We start from the raw sequence: 16,338 nt of genomic DNA, 5'->3' as shown, positions 1-16,338 counted from the left end.
AGAGCACCAGTCTCAGCCGCCCGAGCCGCCTGTGAACGGGGCAGGATGGAAGCCATGAAGCTCACGAAGAAGTCGCACGCCTGCGTCCGTCTGGAGAAGGACGGGCGCACGCTCGTCCTCGACCCCGGCGGGTTCAGCGAGCCGGACGCCGCGCTCGGCGCGGATGCGATCCTCGTCACGCACGAGCACCCCGACCACTTCGACGAGGGCCGGCTGCGAGCGGCCCTGGAGGCCGATCCGGCGGCCGAGATCTGGACCCTCGCCTCGGTCGCGGAGCAGATCTCGGCCGCCTTCCCGGGCCGTGTGCACACCGTCGGCCACGGCGACACGTTCACCGCCGCGGGCTTCGACGTCCAGGTCCACGGCGAGCTGCACGCCGTCATCCACCCGGACATCCCGCGCATCACGAACGTCGGCTACCTCGTCGACGGCGGCAAGGTCTTCCACCCCGGCGACGCCCTCACCGTCCCCGACCACCCGGTCGAGACGCTGATGCTCCCGGTCATGGCCCCCTGGAACAAGATCGCCGAGGTCATCGAGTACGTCCGCGAGGTCAAACCGCAGCGTGCCTACGACATCCACGACGCCCTGCTCACCGACCTCGCCCGCCCGATCTACGACCGCCAGATCGGCACCCTCGGCGGCTCGGAACACCTGCGGCTGACACCCGGAGAGTCGGCGGAGGTCTGAGCACGCGTGCACGGCGGCCGGGCCGGCCGCGTTGTCGGACCGGCCCGGTAGGTTGTGAGGCATGCGCATCGCGACCTGGAACGTGAACTCGATCACCGCCCGCCTGCCGAGGCTCCTGGCCTGGCTGGAGAGCAGCGGCACGGACGTGCTCTGCCTCCAGGAGGCCAAGCTGGCCGAGGAGCAGTTCCCGTTCGACCAACTGCGCGACCTCGGCTACGAGGCGGCGGTGAACGCGACCGGCCGGTGGAACGGCGTGGCGGTGCTCTCCCGCGTCGGCCTCAAGGAAGTGGTCAAGGGCCTGCCCGGCGATCCCGGATACGACGGCGCCCCGGAGCCCCGGGCCATCTCGGCGACCTGCGGCCCGGTCCGCGTCTGGTCGGTGTACGTGCCGAACGGCCGTGAGGTCGACCACCCCCACTACGCCTACAAGCTCCAGTGGTTCGAGGCCCTCAAGGCCGCCGTCGCCGGCGACGCGGGCGGCAGCCGCCCCTTCGCCGTGCTCGGCGACTACAACGTGGCCCCGACGGACGACGACGTCTACGACGTGGCCGCCTTCGAGGGCCTCACCCACGTCACCCCCGCCGAGCGCGCAGCCCTGGCGTCCCTCCGAGAGGCCGGCCTCTCGGACGTGGTCCCCCGCCCCCTGAAGTACGAGCACCCCTTCACCTACTGGGACTACCGCCAGCTCTGCTTCCCGAAGAACCGCGGCATGCGCATCGACCTGGTCTACGGCAACGCCGCCTTCGCCAAGTCGGTCACGGACGCCTACGTGGACCGCGAGGAACGCAAGGGCAAGGGCGCATCGGACCATGCCCCGGTGGTGGTGGACCTGGACGTGTAGAGCAACGCAGTCAGGGCGGGGCTCAGCCCCATCAGCCCGTCCGGCGTTCGAGGACGAGGCCGTTCAGGCCGAAAGCGGGGGTCTGGGGGCGCAGCCCCCAGGACGGTCACGGCACCAGGGCGCGCAGATCCACGGATCGGGCCATCGCGGCGAGCCCCGCATCCCCCGGATGCAGATGATCCCCGCTGTCATACGCAGCCAGCATCCGCCCCGGACGCTGCGGATCCCGCACCACCGCATCGAAGTCGAGCACCGCATCGAACACCCCGGACCCCCGGATCCACGCATTCACCGCGGAGCGCTCCGCATCGACGGCAGCCGTGCACCGCGTCTCGCCCTCACAGGGCAGGATCGTGCCGGCCAGCATCCGCAGGCCCCGCGCATGCCCCCGGTCCGCGATCTCCCGCAACCCGGCGACGATCTGCTGCGCCGTGGTCTGCCCCCGCAGGTCGTTCACGCCCTCGAAGACGACCGCCGTGCGCACCGAGGTCTGGGCGAGGACATCGCGGTCGAACCGGTTCAGGGCGCTGACCCCGGCCATGTCCGTCGAGACCCCGTCACCGGGATACCGGTCGGTGACCACACGGTTCCCGGAGATCCCCTCGTTGAGCACCCCGTAACGCGGGACGCCACGCTGCTTCAACAACCGTGCGGCCAGCACATCGGGCCACCGCCGGTTCGCGTCCGTCGTGGACCTGTCCCCGTCGGTGATCGAGTCCCCGAGCAGCACCACCGACCCAGGCCCACCACCCACGTCCACCCCGGTCAGCAACGGCCACCTGGTCAGGGTCGTGGTGTACGCGGTCCCGGAGCCCTCCGCCGTATGGTCGCCGGCCGTGCTCACATACGACCGCTGCACCGCCAGCTGGTGCACGGGCGCCGCCGCCACCGGCCCGGGCAGATGGAAACTGACCAGCAGATTCGCGTCCGAGGGCACCAGGAAGCCGAGCGGATCGCTGAACGCCTGAGCCCCGGCCGGGATCTCGACCCCCGCCCCGCCCCGGAACGACAGCGGCACCGGCACGCCCCGCGCCGTGGCCCCCTCCTTCTGCACGGCCACCGTCGCGCCACCGATCCGTACCGGCGCCGCCGCGAACGTGTTGTCGAACCGCAGCCGCACCCGCGACCCGCCCACCGACGTGTGCACCACCAGCCGTACCGTCCGGTCGCTCCACGGCCCCACGGCCCGGACGCCGGAGGTGGCGGCCGCCCAACTGCCGGTCCAGCCCGCGCCCGAGGACCGCACGGCCAGGGCGAAGACATGCAGACCGGCAGCGCGCGGCAGCCGCACGGAGGCCACCCGGAGCCCCCGAACCAGCGGCACGGTCACCACGTACAGCCGTGCCTGCTCGGCGAGTTGACCGCCGGGTGTGTTGAAGTGCGGCAGCGCCACCGCCTTCGTGGCGAGCGGTCCGGCGCGCCAGTCGGGAGCGGTCAGGGTGTACGAGGAGCGGGTGCCGTCCCGGTACGAGACCGAGCCGGTGCCGCTCGCACCGGCCCTGCCCGTGCCCGCCACCAGGAAGGCGAGCGCGTCGCCGCGCCCGCCGACCCGCACCGACTGTCCGGCGGCGAGCACGTTGTCCGGCTCGCCCGGCAGCCGCCGCGGCCAGGTCAGCCTGGCACCCTGCACGGTGAGGGCACGGCCGGGCGTCCAGCCCGCGGCCGTCAGGTCCTGTGCCGACAGGGAACCCCCGTAGCCGTCGAGGTTCGCCAGATCCGGACGGGCGTCGTCGCTGACGGCAACGTTGTCGAAGAGCCGCTCCAGCGGCTGTGGTTGTGTCCCGTCGCCGGCAGCGGCCCGTGCCGACAGGACGGGCGCCAGGAAGGCGAACGAGACGATGGCAACCGCGAATCCCCGCACACGTCGACGCACGGTCGACTCCTCCCGCTCACCGGTGGGACGAAAGACGCATCGCGAAGCTAGAGAGACGTGAGGGACCCGTCAACGCGCCATGCACGGAGTCGCCGCGAAATAGCCCCGAAGTGACGGCCCGCGCGCCTGTGGTGCGCATGCCGGTGCGAATGACACGCTGGGAGGTATGAAGATCCCTTTTCTGGGCCACCGGCATGAAAAGCACGGCATCCCCGACCCGGAGGGCATCGCCGAACTCCTCTCCGAGTGTGAACTGCTCCGCTCGCAGGCGTCCCAGGAGGGCGTCCAACTCGACGATTCCGCAGCCTCGTTGGAGGCTCTCGATCAGCTTCTGCCGCGCTGGCGGGACGACCCCGAGGTGCTGCACTGGCTCGGCAACGACGCGGGGCTCTATCTCGGCACCGTCATCGTGCGCACCGTGCCCGGCGCCGCCTGGGAGTTCTGGCCGGACGGCCAGCCCGTCGTACGGCTCGCCTCGGGCCGCGAGTTCGACGTCGTGACCTCCGGACACGAGTGGGCGGCCGGCGGGGTGCCCGAGCTCTCGCAGCTGTACGCCGAGGTCGCGGAGACATGAGCGGAGCAGCCGACCTAAGATCGACGTAAATACGGCTTATGCCCGAAAAGTGCGTGTCGTGACGTAAGTCAACTCGCGTCCGGATAGTTTGCGGCAACCACGACACAGCTGAGAGTGAGTAGGGCTGCGAATGGCCGTCGATCCGCTGATCGAGCTGCATGACGTCAACAAGTACTACGGGGAGTTGCATGTCCTGCAGGCTGGAGACCGTCCGGTCCGGCACGATTCCGCTCGGCGGGCAGCCGCTGCCCGGGGAGGGCAGGGCACTCGCGCGGCTCCGCACCGACCCCGGCAGGGTCTTCCAGTCGTTCGCCCCGCTCGCTCACAGGACCGTCCTGCAGGGCGTCTCGGCGGGGCAGGTCAAGGTCCGCCGGCGGACGGAGGAGGAAGCCGACAGGCGACCAGCGGCCGGTGGCCGTCGCCCGCGTCCTCGTCATTGCGCCCAGGGCGCTCCCGTTCGACGAGTCCACCCCCGCCCTCGACCCCGAGGTGATCAGCGGGATCCTCGAGGTCATGCGGCACCCGGCCCGCGACGGCATGACGATGGTCGTCGTCACCCACGAGACGGGCTGCGCCCGCTCTGCCGCCAGCCGTGTCGTCCTCATGTCCGACGGTCGCGTCGTCGAGGGCCGCGCCCCGGAGGAGCTCTTCACCGACCCGCACAGCGAGCGCGCCGAAGACTCCTGCCCAAGATCCTCAAGCACTGAGCGACAGAGCCATGCCCGGCCGGCGGCAGCCGGAGATCACTGCTTGCGCAGCGGAATCGACACGTACGACGGGTCGTCCGCCGGCGAGGAGAAGGTCAGCTGAGCGCCGGACGGGTTGTGCTCTATGTAGAGCGGGTCGACCGTGTCGACGACCAGGGCCAGCCGGTGCCCTGCCGGGACGTCGTAGGCCGTGGAGAACAGATCCAGGTCGAGACCGAACGGCTTTCCGGGCTCGCGCCCGTGGAAGGTGTACGGCGCGTTGCTGACCAGCTTGCCGAGGCCGAGCGGCCCCACGTCGTAGAGGTAGGCGACGAGGGTGCCGCTCTCCTTGGTCGGGGTGAGGGTGGTGTGCAACTGGGCCGTACCGCGGATCTGCTGGGCGGCGGCGTACTTCTCCGACTGCCAGACGGCGGCCCAGCGGCGGGGGAGCAGGGGGATCGAGGCCATCGGGGGCAGCTGGGCGATCTGGTCGAGGATGCTCGACAGGAAGACGATCCCGCCGTCCGCCCCGGAGTCGACGTTCGTGTGGATCGTGGTCGTGCCGGCGAGCGCGATCTTCCGGTCGGTGGCGGCGATCGACTTCCAGTCCGGGTAGCCCTCGTAGCCGCCCGTGGTACGGGGTTTGAGCTGCACCGGCTCCTCGCGGTTGATGCCGTTGTCCTCGCCCTTGAGGTAGTGGTCGAACCAGCGCTCGGTGTCGGTCCACACGTCGTTGGGCAGTCCGAACAGGCCGGTCAGCTCGGCGGTGGCGTGGTCGCCGGGACGGAGCTCCAGTCTCTTCGGGCCGGTCAGCTTCTCGTAGAAGTCCGCGTACTGGTTGGGCGCGAAGACCGTGTCGCCCCAGGCGTTGGCCATCATGACCGCGGGGCCGTTCTTGTTCAGCTGATCCACATATGTTGCGGCCGAACGTTTCTTCCCCCAATCGATCATCTCCTGTTCCTTGGACAGGTTGGAGGCGTAGAAGTTGTCGAAGATCTGCCGGACTTCGGGGCTCTGTCGGCCCGTGACCAGGCTCGCGCCGTCGAGCACGGCCCCGGCCTGGACGTGCTGGGTGCGGCCGGAGTAGATCGAGTCGATCAGGTCGGCCCAGCCGCTGAGGGCGGCGACCGCCTTGATCCGCTTGTCGTGCGCGGCGGCGATCAGGCTGATGCCGGCGCCGTAGGAGACGCCCGCCATGCCGATGTGGGCCGAGTCGGCCGGGGTGTTGGCGAGCGCCCAGTCGATGACCTTGGAGGCGTCGGCTATGTCCGGTGGCCCGGCCACTTCTATCTCTCCGTCGGACTGCCAGAAGCCCCGCACGTTGTAACTGACCACGATGTAGCCGGAGTCGGCGAGCTTCTGGGCCTGGGCGAGGTACTCGACCTGGGGCAGGCCCCAGCTCGTGGGGAGCACCAGCAGCGGGTAGCGGCGCGTGCCGTCGGCGCCCGCGGGCGTGAGGACGTTCGCCTTGAGGACCGTGCCGCCGTCGCCGGCGATGTCGACGAAGCGTATGGCGTCCGTCGCCTGGGCGGCGGGGGCGAGCCCGAGGGCGCTACCGGCGATCAGAGTCGCGGAGACGGCGCCTACGGCGGTCGTGCGCAGGGCCTTGCGATGGGTTCCCACGGGTCACTCCTCACTCGTGTCAGTGCAAAGTGACCAGACGGTAACCTCGCCCCTTTACCGGAGGTAACCCGTCGGTAAGTTACGTGGCAGTAACGATTGTTGGCATGTGAATGAATTCAGGAGGCGCGGTGGGAGTTGCGGGGAGCAGTGGGCGCCGGCAGGGGCGCCTGTGCCGCGCGGGTCACGTCCGCGACGAGCTCGGCGACATCCGGGCCGTACGCCTGTGAGTTGACCACCTTCAGCAGCAGGACGAACGTGTTGTTGCCGTACTTGCGGGCTAGTCGCTCGTGGTTGCGCGCGAGGTAGCGGGTCGCGGCCTGGTTGGTGATCGCGGTCTGGCCGCTGAACAGGAAGACGGGGCGGGTCAGACCGGGTTGACCGGCCGTCAGCCTTGCCAGCAGCACATATTCGGACAGGCCCTTCTCCATGCGGTAGCGCTCACTGCCGATCTGGAACGCCAGCCGGTCCGGGCCCGGCTCCGGGTCCGTGTTCACCCGCACTCCGGGCAGCATGGCGTTCAGGTGGGCCGCCATGCGCCGGTTCGACCCCGGGCCCCCGACGCAGAACTCGGTCCGCTCGCCGAAGCCCTGCCGGGCCGCGTCCTGGGTGATCACCTCGGCATGTGCGCCGCAGTCCTTGATGAGCGCGGCGAGCTCCAGGAGCGCGAACACGTCGTAGCGGTGCACCGCGAGGTCGGGGCTGCCGGCGTCACGGTTGACGACGAGCAGCGACTCGGAGTGGTCGGGCAGCCCGAAGAACGCCTGCTTGCGGCGGAGTTTCCGCTTCCACAGATAGGTACGGGCCACCCAGCCGAGCGCGGCACTGATGCCCGCCGCGACCACGCCCAGGACGATGTTGCGCACGTCGTCGTTCATGGGCGCGCATGCTAGCGGGCCGACATGACTGGTACGTACCGGTGTTCGATCCGTGGCATTCGTATGACAGCTGCCGGAATGGGGCTGTTGGGGCCCCGGACGATGCGGTTACGCTGCACGGACGTCCCTGACTGGAGGTACGGATGCGTCGCCCCCTCGCGCGGAAACTCTCGGTCCTGGCGGTCTCGGCCGCCGTGGTGTCGGTGGGGGCGGCAGCGCCGCCGACCACGGCGACGACACCGCAGAAGGTGCCCGTCGCCGTCGGCTACGGCGGCGCCGTCGCAAGCGTCGACGCGGACGCCTCCGCCGCCGGCATCGAGGTCCTGAAGAAGGGCGGCAACGCGGTCGACGCGGCCGTCGCCACCGCGGCCGCTCTCGGCGTCACCGAGCCCTACTCCTCCGGTGTCGGCGGAGGCGGCTACTTCGTCTACTACGACGCCAAGACCCGTACGGTGCACACGATCGACGGCCGCGAAACCGCGCCGCTGACCGCCGACTCCAATCTCTTCGTGGAGAACGGCAAACCCCTCGCCTTCGCCGACGCCGTCAGCAGCGGCCTGAGCGTCGGCACCCCGGGCACGCCCGCCACCTGGCAGACCGCGCTCGACCACTGGGGCAGCAGAAGACTCGGCACGGTGCTCAAGCCCGCCGAGCGGATCGCCCGCGACGGCTTCACCGTCGACGACACCTTCCGCTCGCAGACCGCCTCCAACGAGACCCGGTTCCGCTACTTCCCGGACACGGCGAAGCTGTTCCTGCCGGGCGGGCAGCTCCCGGTGGTCGGCTCCACCTTCAAGAACCCCGATCTCGCCCGCACCTATGAGGAGTTGGGCAGGAAGGGCGTCGGGGCGATCTACCGCGGCGACCTCGGCGACGACATCGTCCGCACGGTGAACCACCCACCGGTGGACCCGAGTTCGGGCTGGAACGCCCGCCCCGGCAAGCTGTCGGACAAGGACCTCGCGGCCTACCGCGCCAAGCTCCAGGCGCCCACCAGGACCTCGTACCGCGGACTCGGCGTCTACTCCATCGCACCCTCCTCCTCCGGCGGCACGACCGTCGGCGAAGCCCTCAACATCCTGGAGAACACGGACCTCTCGAAGGCGAGCGAGGTCCAGTACCTGCACCACTACATCGAGGCCAGCCGGATCGCGTTCGCGGACCGCGGGCGCTGGGTCGGCGACCCCGCCTTCGAGGACGTACCGACGAAGCAACTGCTCTCGCAGAAGTACGCCGACTCGCGGGCGTGCCTCATCAAGGACAATGCGGTGCTGACCAGCCCGGTGGCGCCCGGGGATCCGCGGAACCCGGCCGCGTGCGCCTCCGGCGGTACGGCGGCCCCGACGACGTACGAAGGCGAGAACACCACGCACCTGACCGTGGCCGACAAGTGGGGCAACGTCGTCTCCTACACGCTGACCATCGAGCAGACCGGCGGCAGCGCGATCACCGTGCCCGGGCGTGGGTTCATCCTCAACAACGAGCTGACGGACTTCTCCTTCACCCCGGCGAACCCGGCCGTGCACGACCCGAACCTGCCGGGCCCCGGCAAGCGGCCGCGGTCGTCGATCTCGCCGACGATCGTGCTGGACAAGCACAACAAGCCGGTGGTGGCGCTCGGTTCGCCCGGTGGGGCGACGATCATCACGACCGTGCTGCAGGTGCTCACCGAGTTCCTCGACCGTCATCTGCCGCTGGTCGATGCGATCGCTGCGCCGCGGGCCAGTCAGCGCAATGCCGCGCAGACCGAGCTGGAGCCCGCGCTGTACAACGACACCGGTGCCGGGAGTGTGCGGGCGCGGCTTGAGGCCATTGGGCACTCGTTCAAGTTGAACCCGGAGATCGGTGCGGCCACCGGTGTGCAGCGGTTGCCCGGTGGGAAGTGGCTGGCGGCGGCTGAGACGGTCCGTAGGGGCGGTGGGTCGGCGCAGGTGGTTGATCCGGCGCCGTAGTCGTCTGCGGGTAAGTGGGGGCTGTTCGCGCCCGCGCGGCGGAGCCGCAGATCGACACAGCCCCGCGCCCCTGAAGGGCGCTGCAGGCCCGCTCGTGACCTGAAGGGGCGCTGCAAGCCAGCCCTCACAACTCGGGGGCGATCGGCAGGTCCTCCGTCTGGAAGGCCAGCCGGCCGTCCTCGACATCGACCGTCACGCGGCCGCCCTCCGCGACGCGGCCGTCCAGCAGCAGTCGCGACAGCTGGTTGTCGACCTCTCGCTGGATGGTGCGGCGCAGGGGGCGGGCGCCGTATTCGGGCTGGTAGCCGTGTTCGGCGAGCCAGTCGACGGCCGGGGCCGTGAACTCGACCGTGACGCCCTGCGCCTGCAGCAGGCGGCGGGTCCGCTCCAGCAGCAGGTCGGTGATCTGCCGCAGTTGGTCGCCGGTGAGCTGGCGGAAGACGACGATCTCGTCGATGCGGTTGAGGAACTCGGGGCGGAAGTGCTCGCGCAGCGGACGCAGGATCTGTTCGCGGCGGGCCTCCTCGTCGGCGTCGGCACCGCCCGCCCCGAAGCCGATGCCGGCGCCGCGCCGGGTGATCGCCTCGGAGCCCAGGTTGCTGGTCATCACGATGACCGTGTTGGTGAAGTCGACGGTCCGGCCCTGGGAGTCGGTGAGACGGCCGTCGTCGAGGACCTGCAGCAGGATGTTGAAGACGTCCGGGTGGGCCTTCTCCACCTCGTCGAGGAGCAGGAGCGAGTACGGGTGGCGGCGCACGACCTCGGTGAGCTGGCCTGCCTCCTCGTGGCCCACATAGCCGGGCGGGGCGCCGACCAGGCGGCTGACGGTGTGGCGTTCCTGGTACTCGCTCATGTCCAGGCGGACCATGCGCTCCTCGCTGCCGAAGAGGGCCTCCGCGAGGGCGCGCGCCAGTTCCGTCTTGCCGACGCCGGTCGGGCCGAGGAAGAGGAAGCTGCCGATCGGCCGGTCGGGGCTGGCGAGTCCGGCGCGGGAGCGCATGACGGCCTCGGCGACCACGGCGACGGCCTCGTCCTGCCCGACGACCCGCTCGTGGAGGTGCTGCTCCAGGCCGAGCAGCTTCTCCTTCTCCTCCTGGGTGAGGCTGGCGACCGGGATGCCCGTCTGCCGGGACACCACCTCGGCGATCGCCTCGGCGGTCACCTCCAGCTGTCCCTCGTCGGCCTCGTCGCCGCCCGTGGTGTCCGTGATGCGCTTCTTCAACTCCACGATGCGGTCGCGCAGCTGGGTCGCCTGTTCGTACTGCTCGTCGGCGACCGCCTGGTCCTTGTCGCAGGTCAGCTGCTCGACCTCGCGTTCCAGGGCCCGTACGTCGGTGCCCTTCGTACGGGCCCGCAGCCGCACCCGCGCGCCGGCCTGGTCGATGAGGTCGATGGCTTTGTCGGGCAGCCGGCGGTCGGTGAGATAGCGGTCGGACAGCTCGACGGCGGCCACCAGGGCCTCGTCGGTGTAGCGGACCTGGTGGTGGGCCTCGTAGCGGTCGCGCAGACCGCGCAGGATCTCGATCGTGTCCGGTACGGAGGGTTCGGGCACCAGGATCGGCTGGAAGCGGCGGGCGAGTGCCGCGTCCTTCTCGATCCGGCGGAACTCCTCCAGCGTGGTGGCGCCGACGATGTGGAGTTCGCCGCGGGCCAGCGCGGGCTTGAGGATGTTTCCGGCGTCCAGCGCGCCGCCCTCGCCGCCTCCGCCGGCGCCGACGACCGTGTGCAGCTCGTCGATGAAGACGATCAACTGGTCGGAGTGCGAGCGGATTTCGCCGACGATGTTGTTGAGGCGCTCCTCGAAGTCACCGCGGTAGCGGGTGCCCGCGACCACACCGGTGAGGTCCAGGGCGACCACCCGCCGCCCGATCAGTACGTCGGGAACGTCCCCGTCGGCGATGCGCTGCGCGAGCCCCTCCACGATGGCGGTCTTTCCGACGCCCGCGTCACCGATCAGCACCGGATTGTTCTTGCCGCGCCGCGACAGCACCTCGATGGTCTGCTCGATCTCGTCCTCGCGGCCGATCACCGGGTCGATACGGCCCTCGCGGGCCAGCTCGGTGAGGTCGCGGCCGTACTTGTCCAGGGTGGGCGTGCCGGTGGCGCGCGCGTGCTCGGTACGGGTCTGCGTGGCGTCCGGCGCCTCGGGCGGCAGTCCGGTGGGCGCGAAACGGGCCGAGTTGAGGATGTGCCCGGCCGCCGAGTCGGGGTTCGCGGCCAGGGCGCTGAGCACGTGCTCCGGGCCGATGTAACCGGCGCCGCTGGCCCGCGCCAGGTCGTGGGCGTCGAGCAGGGCCCGCTTGACGGCCGGGGTGAGGGAGAGCGAGGTGGGCGGCGGCGCCTCCTCCGCCGTGTGCTGGACCGGGCCGGAGCGTTCGTCGATCTCCGACGCCAGCGAGTCGGGATCGGCGCCCGCCCGGCTGAGCAGACTACGGGTCGGCTCGCTGGCCAGGGCGGCCCGCAGCAGATGCTGGGTGTCGAGGTCCCGGCTGCCGTGCTCGGCCGCGTACTGGGCGGCTCCGCGGACCAGTTCCCGGGCGGGCTGACTGAGCAGCCTCCCGATGTCGATCTGCCGGGGGCCCGGGCGCGGGCCGCCGAAGAAGCGGGCGAGGAATTCTCCGAAGGGGTCGTAGCCCTCGGGGCTGCTGAAGCCGCTGGTCATGGCCTTCCCATCCGGCGTCCCTGCGGGGCCCGGGACGCCCTCGCTGATCGACGTGCCGCAGTCGGGTAACCCGGGTGGGAGCCGGTTACACCCTGGCGCACGCCCGTAGAACACCTTCGCACGAAGGGTGGGCCGGGGCACCTCCAGCGCCCGCCCGGCCCGTCTTCCTCAGCCGTTCGTCCGACGGCCCGCACGATCGGTGGACGGTGCGCCGGGGCGCAGCATCTGGCTTGTGGCCAGGTCGCGGTAGAGGGGGTTGTGGGCGAGCAGTTCCTCGTGGTCGCCGGCGGCGACACTGCGGCCCTCATGGAGCACGACGATGCGGTCGGCGTGCTGCACGGTGGAGAGACGGTGGGCGATGACCAACAGGGCGCAATCCTGGGCGATCTCCTTCATCACGCCGGTCAGCGCGGCTTCGTTGATCGCGTCGAGATGCGAGGTGGGCTCGTCCAGCAGAAGCAGGGCGGGGCGGGCGAGCAGGGCGCGGGCCAGGGCGACGCGTTGGCGTTCGCCGCCCGAGAGGGTGCTGCCGCGTTCACCGATGACGGCGTCCAGGCCGCCGGGCAGCCGGTCGACCAGTTCCTCCAGCCGGGCCAGCGCGAGGACCCGCCGCACCTCGGCCGCCGGGGCGTCGGGGACGGCGTAGGTGATGTTCTCCCGCAGGGTGCCGTGGACGACATGGGTGTTCTGGTCGACCACGGCGATGCGCCGGCGGCAGGCGTCGCGGCCGAGCTCGGTGGCGGGCCGCCCGTCGAACAGCACGGCCCCCGAGTCCGGTTCGTAGAACCGCGCGACCAGCGCGAAGACGGTGCTCTTGCCGGCGCCCGAGGGACCCACGAGGGCCACGTGCCGGTGGTGGGGCACGGTGAAGGACACCCCGGACAGCACCTGGCGGCCCGGAGCGTAGCCGAACCGGACGTCGTCCAGCGTGAGCGCGGGCGAGCCGGGTGCCGCGGATGCGACGGGCCGGGGGCGGCCCTGCGCGACCGGTGGGTCCGTGCGCTCCGTGGGGAGGTGCAGAGCCTGGTCGACGCGCCGGTGGGCGCCCATGCCGCGCTGGATCAGTCCCACCGCGTGGAAGACGGAGGACAGCGGCATGACCAGGTACGAGGCGTACAGCAGGAACGCGACGAGATCTCCGAGGGAGCCGTTGTGACCGCCGACGCGCAGGCCCCCGACGACGAGGACGACGAGGAAGGAGCCCTGGACGGCGAGTTCGACGGCGGGACTCATGACGGACGCGAGCCGCGCGGTGCTCACCCCCGCCTCGTACGCCTCCTGGACCCTGGCGCCGATGCGGGCCGCCTCGCGGTCCTCGGCGCGGTGCACCCGGACCATCGGCAGGGCCCCCAGCGCCCGTTCCAGGTCCGCGGCGACGGCGCCGACCGAGTCCTGCATACGCTCGGAGGCGCGCCGGATGCCCTGGAGCAGCGAGGTGACCACGGCTGCCGCAACGGCCACGGTGAGCGCGACCAGAAGCAGCAGCAGCGGGTCGAGCCACGCCATCAGGACCAGCGCCCCGGCGGCGACGAGGCTTCCGGTCACCAGGTCGACGAGCGCCTGTGAGACGACCTCGCGCAACAGGGTCGTGTCCGCGGTGACCCGCGAGACGAGATCGCCGCTGCGGTGCCGGTCGTACTCCCGCATCTCCAGCCGGAGCAGACGTCCGACCAGGCCCATGCGGAGCTGCCGTACGACACCCTCGCCCATCCGCTCCAGCAGGAAGCGCCCCGCCGACCCGATGGCCGCTTCGACCAGGAACAGCACGCCGAGAAGTGCCAGCAGTGGCCACAGGAGCTGTCCGCGGCCGCTCGCGTCCACGGCCTGCCGGGCCACCAGCGGCTGTGCCAGCCCCAGGACGGAGCCGGCCAGCGTCAGGGCGGTGGCCGCGGCCACGGCGGCCCGGTGCCCGCCGGTGAGCCGGAACAGCGTGGCCACGGCCGCGCGGGTCGACCGGTCCTCGCCAGGGGGCTCGTCCGGCGCCGTACCGCCGCTCACCGGTGCGTCGGCTCGACGGCCACCAGCCGGGCGAAGTAGCCGTCCGGTACGCCCTCGCCGACGGGGTGGCCCTCCGCCTCGATCCAGGCGTGCGCGGTGAAGGGCGGGACGACACGGACCCCGGCACACCAGGTGGGCCACGTCCCCCGGAGCCGGCACAGCAGCGCGGCCCCGAGCGAACGCGGCAGGCACCCCTTCGGCCCGGTGCAGCGCAGGCTGACGGCGCACATGGCGTCCCGGGCGGACCGGGCCTGCGGGGCGGTGGCGGGATTCGCCCCGCGGCGCAGGACACCCAGGACGGCACGGATGCGGCGGGGCGGCAGCAGGGCGAGCACGACGGCGGGGAGCAGCACGAGGCGGGCGGCCAGGCGCAGGCCCAGGGACACACCGGTGGGGCGCTCCAGCGCGCTGGGTGTCGTCATGAGGCCAGCCCCGCCTCGCGCAGGTGGCCGACCAGCACCTCGACGTCCCGCAGGGCCTGCGCCCCGTCGATGTCGAACTCACGGACCAGTGCGGCGGCCGCGTCCGCCTCCTCGCCGCCGTCCAGCAGCGTGCGGACCACCAGGGTGGCGGTCGGGTTCAACTCCCAGTAGGTGCCGGCCCGCTCGTCCAGCAGGACGGTGCCGTAGTCGGTCTCGGCCGTGGAGATGTGTGCGTCGAACCGCAAGGGCATGCGCTCGCCTTTCTGACGCGGTGGGTTCTCAGGAATGGGTGGCACGGCTGCGGCGGAGCCCGCGCAGCCACACCTCGGCGGCGATCGTGGAGTAGAGGATGGCGTCGGACAGGCCGGGGGAGGCGGGCCGCCGGGCGAGGTCGCGCAGCTGTGCGCCGTCCACCAGGCCGAGACCTTCCAGCCGGGAGTCCTCCCACAGCGCCAGCAGGTCGGCGCGGTGTGCGCGCAGCCCGTTGGCGGCGTCCATCGAGGCCGCGGCCTTGGTGGTGCGCCGCAGACACTCCTCGGGCACCAGGCCGCGCATCGCGGCGGTCAGCACCGGCTTGTACGCCCACGGTGTGACGCGTTCACCGGGCCGTACGGCGAGACACGCCTCGATGACGCGGTCGTCGAGGAAGGGGTGGGCCATCGGCAGACCGGCGCGGGCCGCCATCCGGTCCCACTGGCGGATGATGCGGGTGGTCGAGCGGATCTGCTCCAGGTCCGTGTGCATCCCCCGGTCCGGATGCAGCGGTGCCGCTGTCGCGGCGGCGTCGAGCAGCGCCCGGCGCGCCAGCCGCTCGGCGTCCGGTGTGACCCAGCCGAACAGCCGCGGTGCCATGCCCCAGCCGAGCCCGCAGGACACGGAGGAGGGGGACGGGTCGCGCAGCCGGCCGGCCGCGTCGGCGAGCCACCTTCCGTACGGCCGGGAGTCCGCGAGGGCGCGGACCGTACCGCCGAGTGGCCAGTGCCACAGCGCCCGTGTCCCGCGCAGCTGCCGCAGGGCGAACAGCGGACGGGTGCGCACCAGCCGGTGGTAGTAGGCCTCGGAGCACCAGGCCACGTGGTCACCGCCGATGCCGGTCAGATGCACCCGGCTGCCGCGTGCGGCGAGGGCGGGCAGGTGGTGCCGGGCCCGGGAGCGGTCCATGACACCGATGGTGGGCTCGTCGAGGAGGTCGTCGATGCCGAGCAGGTCCTCGTAGACCAGCGGCGAGGCGTCCGCGTCCCAGACGATGTGCTCGACGTCCGGGAGGTGCCCCGCGGCCAGCTCGGCCCAGTACAGGTCGGTGTCCGCAGGATCGCGGCCCGGCCAGGTACTGGCCACCACGCGGGCGGGGGAGCGGTCGGCGAGGAAGCAGACGGAGGTGGAGTCGAGGCCGCCGGACAGATCGCAGCTGACCACACCGCCCTGCCGGGTCCGGGCGTCGACGGCCTCCCGCAGCGCCGTCCGGATGATCGGCGCCGTCTCGGCGAGGGAACGGACCGGCTCCGGCGGGGTCCACCAGCGGGTGTGCCGTGCGGAGCGCCCGTCCGCGGCGACGATCACGGCGTCGTGCGGGGGCACGGCGGTGACCGGGGGCCACAGCGAGGTCTCGAACAGGGGGTAGGGGGCCGGCCACAGCAGCCGGACGGCCAGTTCCTGCGGGTCGGGGTCGAGGCCGAGCGCGGCGGCGAGTGTGTCGGCGCGGCTCGCGGCCACCCGTACGCCGTCGATCTCCGCGTGGAAGACCAGCCTGAGGCCCGAGGCGGTGCCCTGCACCCGGACCTGTCCGTCGAGGGCGGCGACGAGATGGAAGCTGCCGGGGAGGGAGCGGGCCAGGGCGTCGAGCTCGGCGAGGTCCGTCAGCCGCGCGGCCCTGCGCCGCAGTGCGTCCGCCTCGACGGGACAGCAGCCGATGACCGCGAGGGCGGCGCCGCCGGCACTCGCCGTGACCACGTCCTCGTCGTGCCAGTGGCCGACCAGCCAGGGCCGGCCGGACGCGTGGGTCAGGGTGCGGCAGCCGGGCGGGGCGAAGGAGCGGGCCACGGCGGCCGCGTCCGCGCAGTCGGTGAAGACCGCGAAGTCCGCGTCGCCGGGGCCCGTCCCCGCACTTTCGTGCAGTTCAGTCATGACGTCGGGTCAGTGCCG

The 16,338-nt window shown here is 71.8% G+C and carries 12 protein-coding genes and 1 pseudogene; 5 read left to right on the top strand and 8 right to left on the bottom strand.

Translation table 11 applies throughout. From position 1 onward, the window contains the following. The first annotated feature begins 54 nt into the window (after window positions 1-54). Window positions 55-690 carry an MBL fold metallo-hydrolase gene (locus tag ACFY1E_RS19965; protein WP_389077561.1) on the top strand — a complete coding sequence of 212 codons (636 nt, stop codon included), beginning with the start codon at window positions 55-57 and terminating at the stop codon, window positions 688-690. A gap of 61 nt (window positions 691-751) precedes the next feature. Beyond that, window positions 752-1,531, top strand: a complete 780-nt coding sequence (locus ACFY1E_RS19960; protein WP_389077559.1) for an exodeoxyribonuclease III — start codon at window positions 752-754, stop codon at window positions 1,529-1,531. Between the two features lie 106 nt (window positions 1,532-1,637). On the opposite strand, the gene ACFY1E_RS19955 is transcribed toward ACFY1E_RS19960, so the two are convergent. Next, window positions 1,638-3,404 carry an SGNH/GDSL hydrolase family protein gene (locus ACFY1E_RS19955; protein WP_389077557.1) on the bottom strand — a complete coding sequence of 589 codons (1,767 nt, stop codon included), beginning with the start codon at window positions 3,402-3,404 and terminating at the stop codon, window positions 1,638-1,640. 166 nt (window positions 3,405-3,570) lie between these two features. Here ACFY1E_RS19955 and ACFY1E_RS19950 point away from each other — a divergent pair, with 166 nt between their 5' ends. After that, on the top strand, window positions 3,571-3,978 hold the full coding sequence (locus tag ACFY1E_RS19950; RefSeq protein ID WP_389077555.1) for a DUF6278 family protein: 408 nt from the start codon (window positions 3,571-3,573) through the stop codon (window positions 3,976-3,978). 130 nt (window positions 3,979-4,108) lie between these two features. After that, a pseudogene (locus tag ACFY1E_RS19945) lies at window positions 4,109-4,685 on the top strand (amino acid ABC transporter ATP-binding protein). A gap of 36 nt (window positions 4,686-4,721) precedes the next feature. Here the strand turns inward: ACFY1E_RS19945 and ACFY1E_RS19940 are convergent. Then, window positions 4,722-6,287, bottom strand: a complete 1,566-nt coding sequence (locus ACFY1E_RS19940) for a CocE/NonD family hydrolase (protein WP_389077554.1) — start codon at window positions 6,285-6,287, stop codon at window positions 4,722-4,724. A 116-nt stretch (window positions 6,288-6,403) separates the two neighbouring features. Continuing rightward, a complete protein-coding gene (locus tag ACFY1E_RS19935) occupies window positions 6,404-7,162 on the bottom strand; it encodes a hypothetical protein (protein ID WP_389077552.1) in 759 nt (252 codons plus the stop codon). A 143-nt stretch (window positions 7,163-7,305) separates the two neighbouring features. On the opposite strand from ACFY1E_RS19935, the gene ggt reads away from it, so the two are divergent. Continuing rightward, window positions 7,306-9,114: a gamma-glutamyltransferase gene (ggt, locus tag ACFY1E_RS19930; protein WP_389077550.1), complete on the top strand. Its 1,809-nt coding sequence runs from the start codon at window positions 7,306-7,308 to the stop codon at window positions 9,112-9,114. 124 nt (window positions 9,115-9,238) lie between these two features. On the opposite strand, the gene ACFY1E_RS19925 is transcribed toward ggt, so the two are convergent. The 5 genes from ACFY1E_RS19925 to ACFY1E_RS19905 all read right to left on the bottom strand — a co-directional run bounded on the left by ACFY1E_RS19925 (window position 9,239) and on the right by ACFY1E_RS19905 (window position 16,320). Further along, entirely contained in the window at window positions 9,239-11,776 is a 2,538-nt protein-coding gene (locus ACFY1E_RS19925) for an ATP-dependent Clp protease ATP-binding subunit (RefSeq protein ID WP_389077548.1), read from the bottom strand. Between the two features lie 168 nt (window positions 11,777-11,944). Continuing rightward, the gene (locus ACFY1E_RS19920) at window positions 11,945-13,774 is read right to left on the bottom strand and encodes an ABC transporter ATP-binding protein (protein ID WP_389077546.1); all 1,830 of its coding nucleotides are present in this window, start codon (window positions 13,772-13,774) and stop codon (window positions 11,945-11,947) included. Further along, the gene (locus ACFY1E_RS19915) at window positions 13,771-14,196 is read right to left on the bottom strand and encodes a lasso peptide biosynthesis B2 protein (protein ID WP_389077544.1); all 426 of its coding nucleotides are present in this window, start codon (window positions 14,194-14,196) and stop codon (window positions 13,771-13,773) included. Before ACFY1E_RS19915 ends, ACFY1E_RS19920 begins: the two co-directional genes overlap by 4 nt. Further along, on the bottom strand, window positions 14,193-14,447 hold the full coding sequence (locus tag ACFY1E_RS19910; RefSeq protein ID WP_389077541.1) for a lasso peptide biosynthesis PqqD family chaperone: 255 nt from the start codon (window positions 14,445-14,447) through the stop codon (window positions 14,193-14,195). The genes ACFY1E_RS19915 and ACFY1E_RS19910 overlap by 4 nt, the downstream gene beginning before the upstream one ends. Before the next feature lie 28 nt (window positions 14,448-14,475). Beyond that, complete coding sequence (locus tag ACFY1E_RS19905) at window positions 14,476-16,320, bottom strand: lasso peptide isopeptide bond-forming cyclase (protein WP_389077540.1); 1,845 nt, start codon at window positions 16,318-16,320, stop codon at window positions 14,476-14,478. Window positions 16,321-16,338: the final 18 nt, after the last annotated feature.

The organism is Streptomyces sp. NPDC001604 (assembly GCF_042893475.1).
In the GTDB taxonomy this organism is placed as follows: domain Bacteria; phylum Actinomycetota; class Actinomycetes; order Streptomycetales; family Streptomycetaceae; genus Streptomyces.
This window is presented reverse-complemented; position numbering and strand designations above follow the sequence as displayed.

Coding starts and splice junctions, on each gene's coding strand:
- ACFY1E_RS19965 (WP_389077561.1), top strand. CDS start 55: ATGAAGCTCACGAAGAAGTCGCACGCCTGCGTCCGTCTGGAGAAGGAC.
- ACFY1E_RS19960 (WP_389077559.1), top strand. CDS start 752: ATGCGCATCGCGACCTGGAACGTGAACTCGATCACCGCCCGCCTGCCG.
- ACFY1E_RS19950 (WP_389077555.1), top strand. CDS start 3,571: ATGAAGATCCCTTTTCTGGGCCACCGGCATGAAAAGCACGGCATCCCC.
- ACFY1E_RS19935 (WP_389077552.1), bottom strand. CDS start 7,162: ATGAACGACGACGTGCGCAACATCGTCCTGGGCGTGGTCGCGGCGGGC.
- ggt (WP_389077550.1), top strand. CDS start 7,306: ATGCGTCGCCCCCTCGCGCGGAAACTCTCGGTCCTGGCGGTCTCGGCC.
- ACFY1E_RS19925 (WP_389077548.1), bottom strand. CDS start 11,776: ATGACCAGCGGCTTCAGCAGCCCCGAGGGCTACGACCCCTTCGGAGAA.
- ACFY1E_RS19915 (WP_389077544.1), bottom strand. CDS start 14,196: ATGACGACACCCAGCGCGCTGGAGCGCCCCACCGGTGTGTCCCTGGGC.
- ACFY1E_RS19910 (WP_389077541.1), bottom strand. CDS start 14,447: ATGCCCTTGCGGTTCGACGCACACATCTCCACGGCCGAGACCGACTAC.
- ACFY1E_RS19905 (WP_389077540.1), bottom strand. CDS start 16,320: ATGACTGAACTGCACGAAAGTGCGGGGACGGGCCCCGGCGACGCGGAC.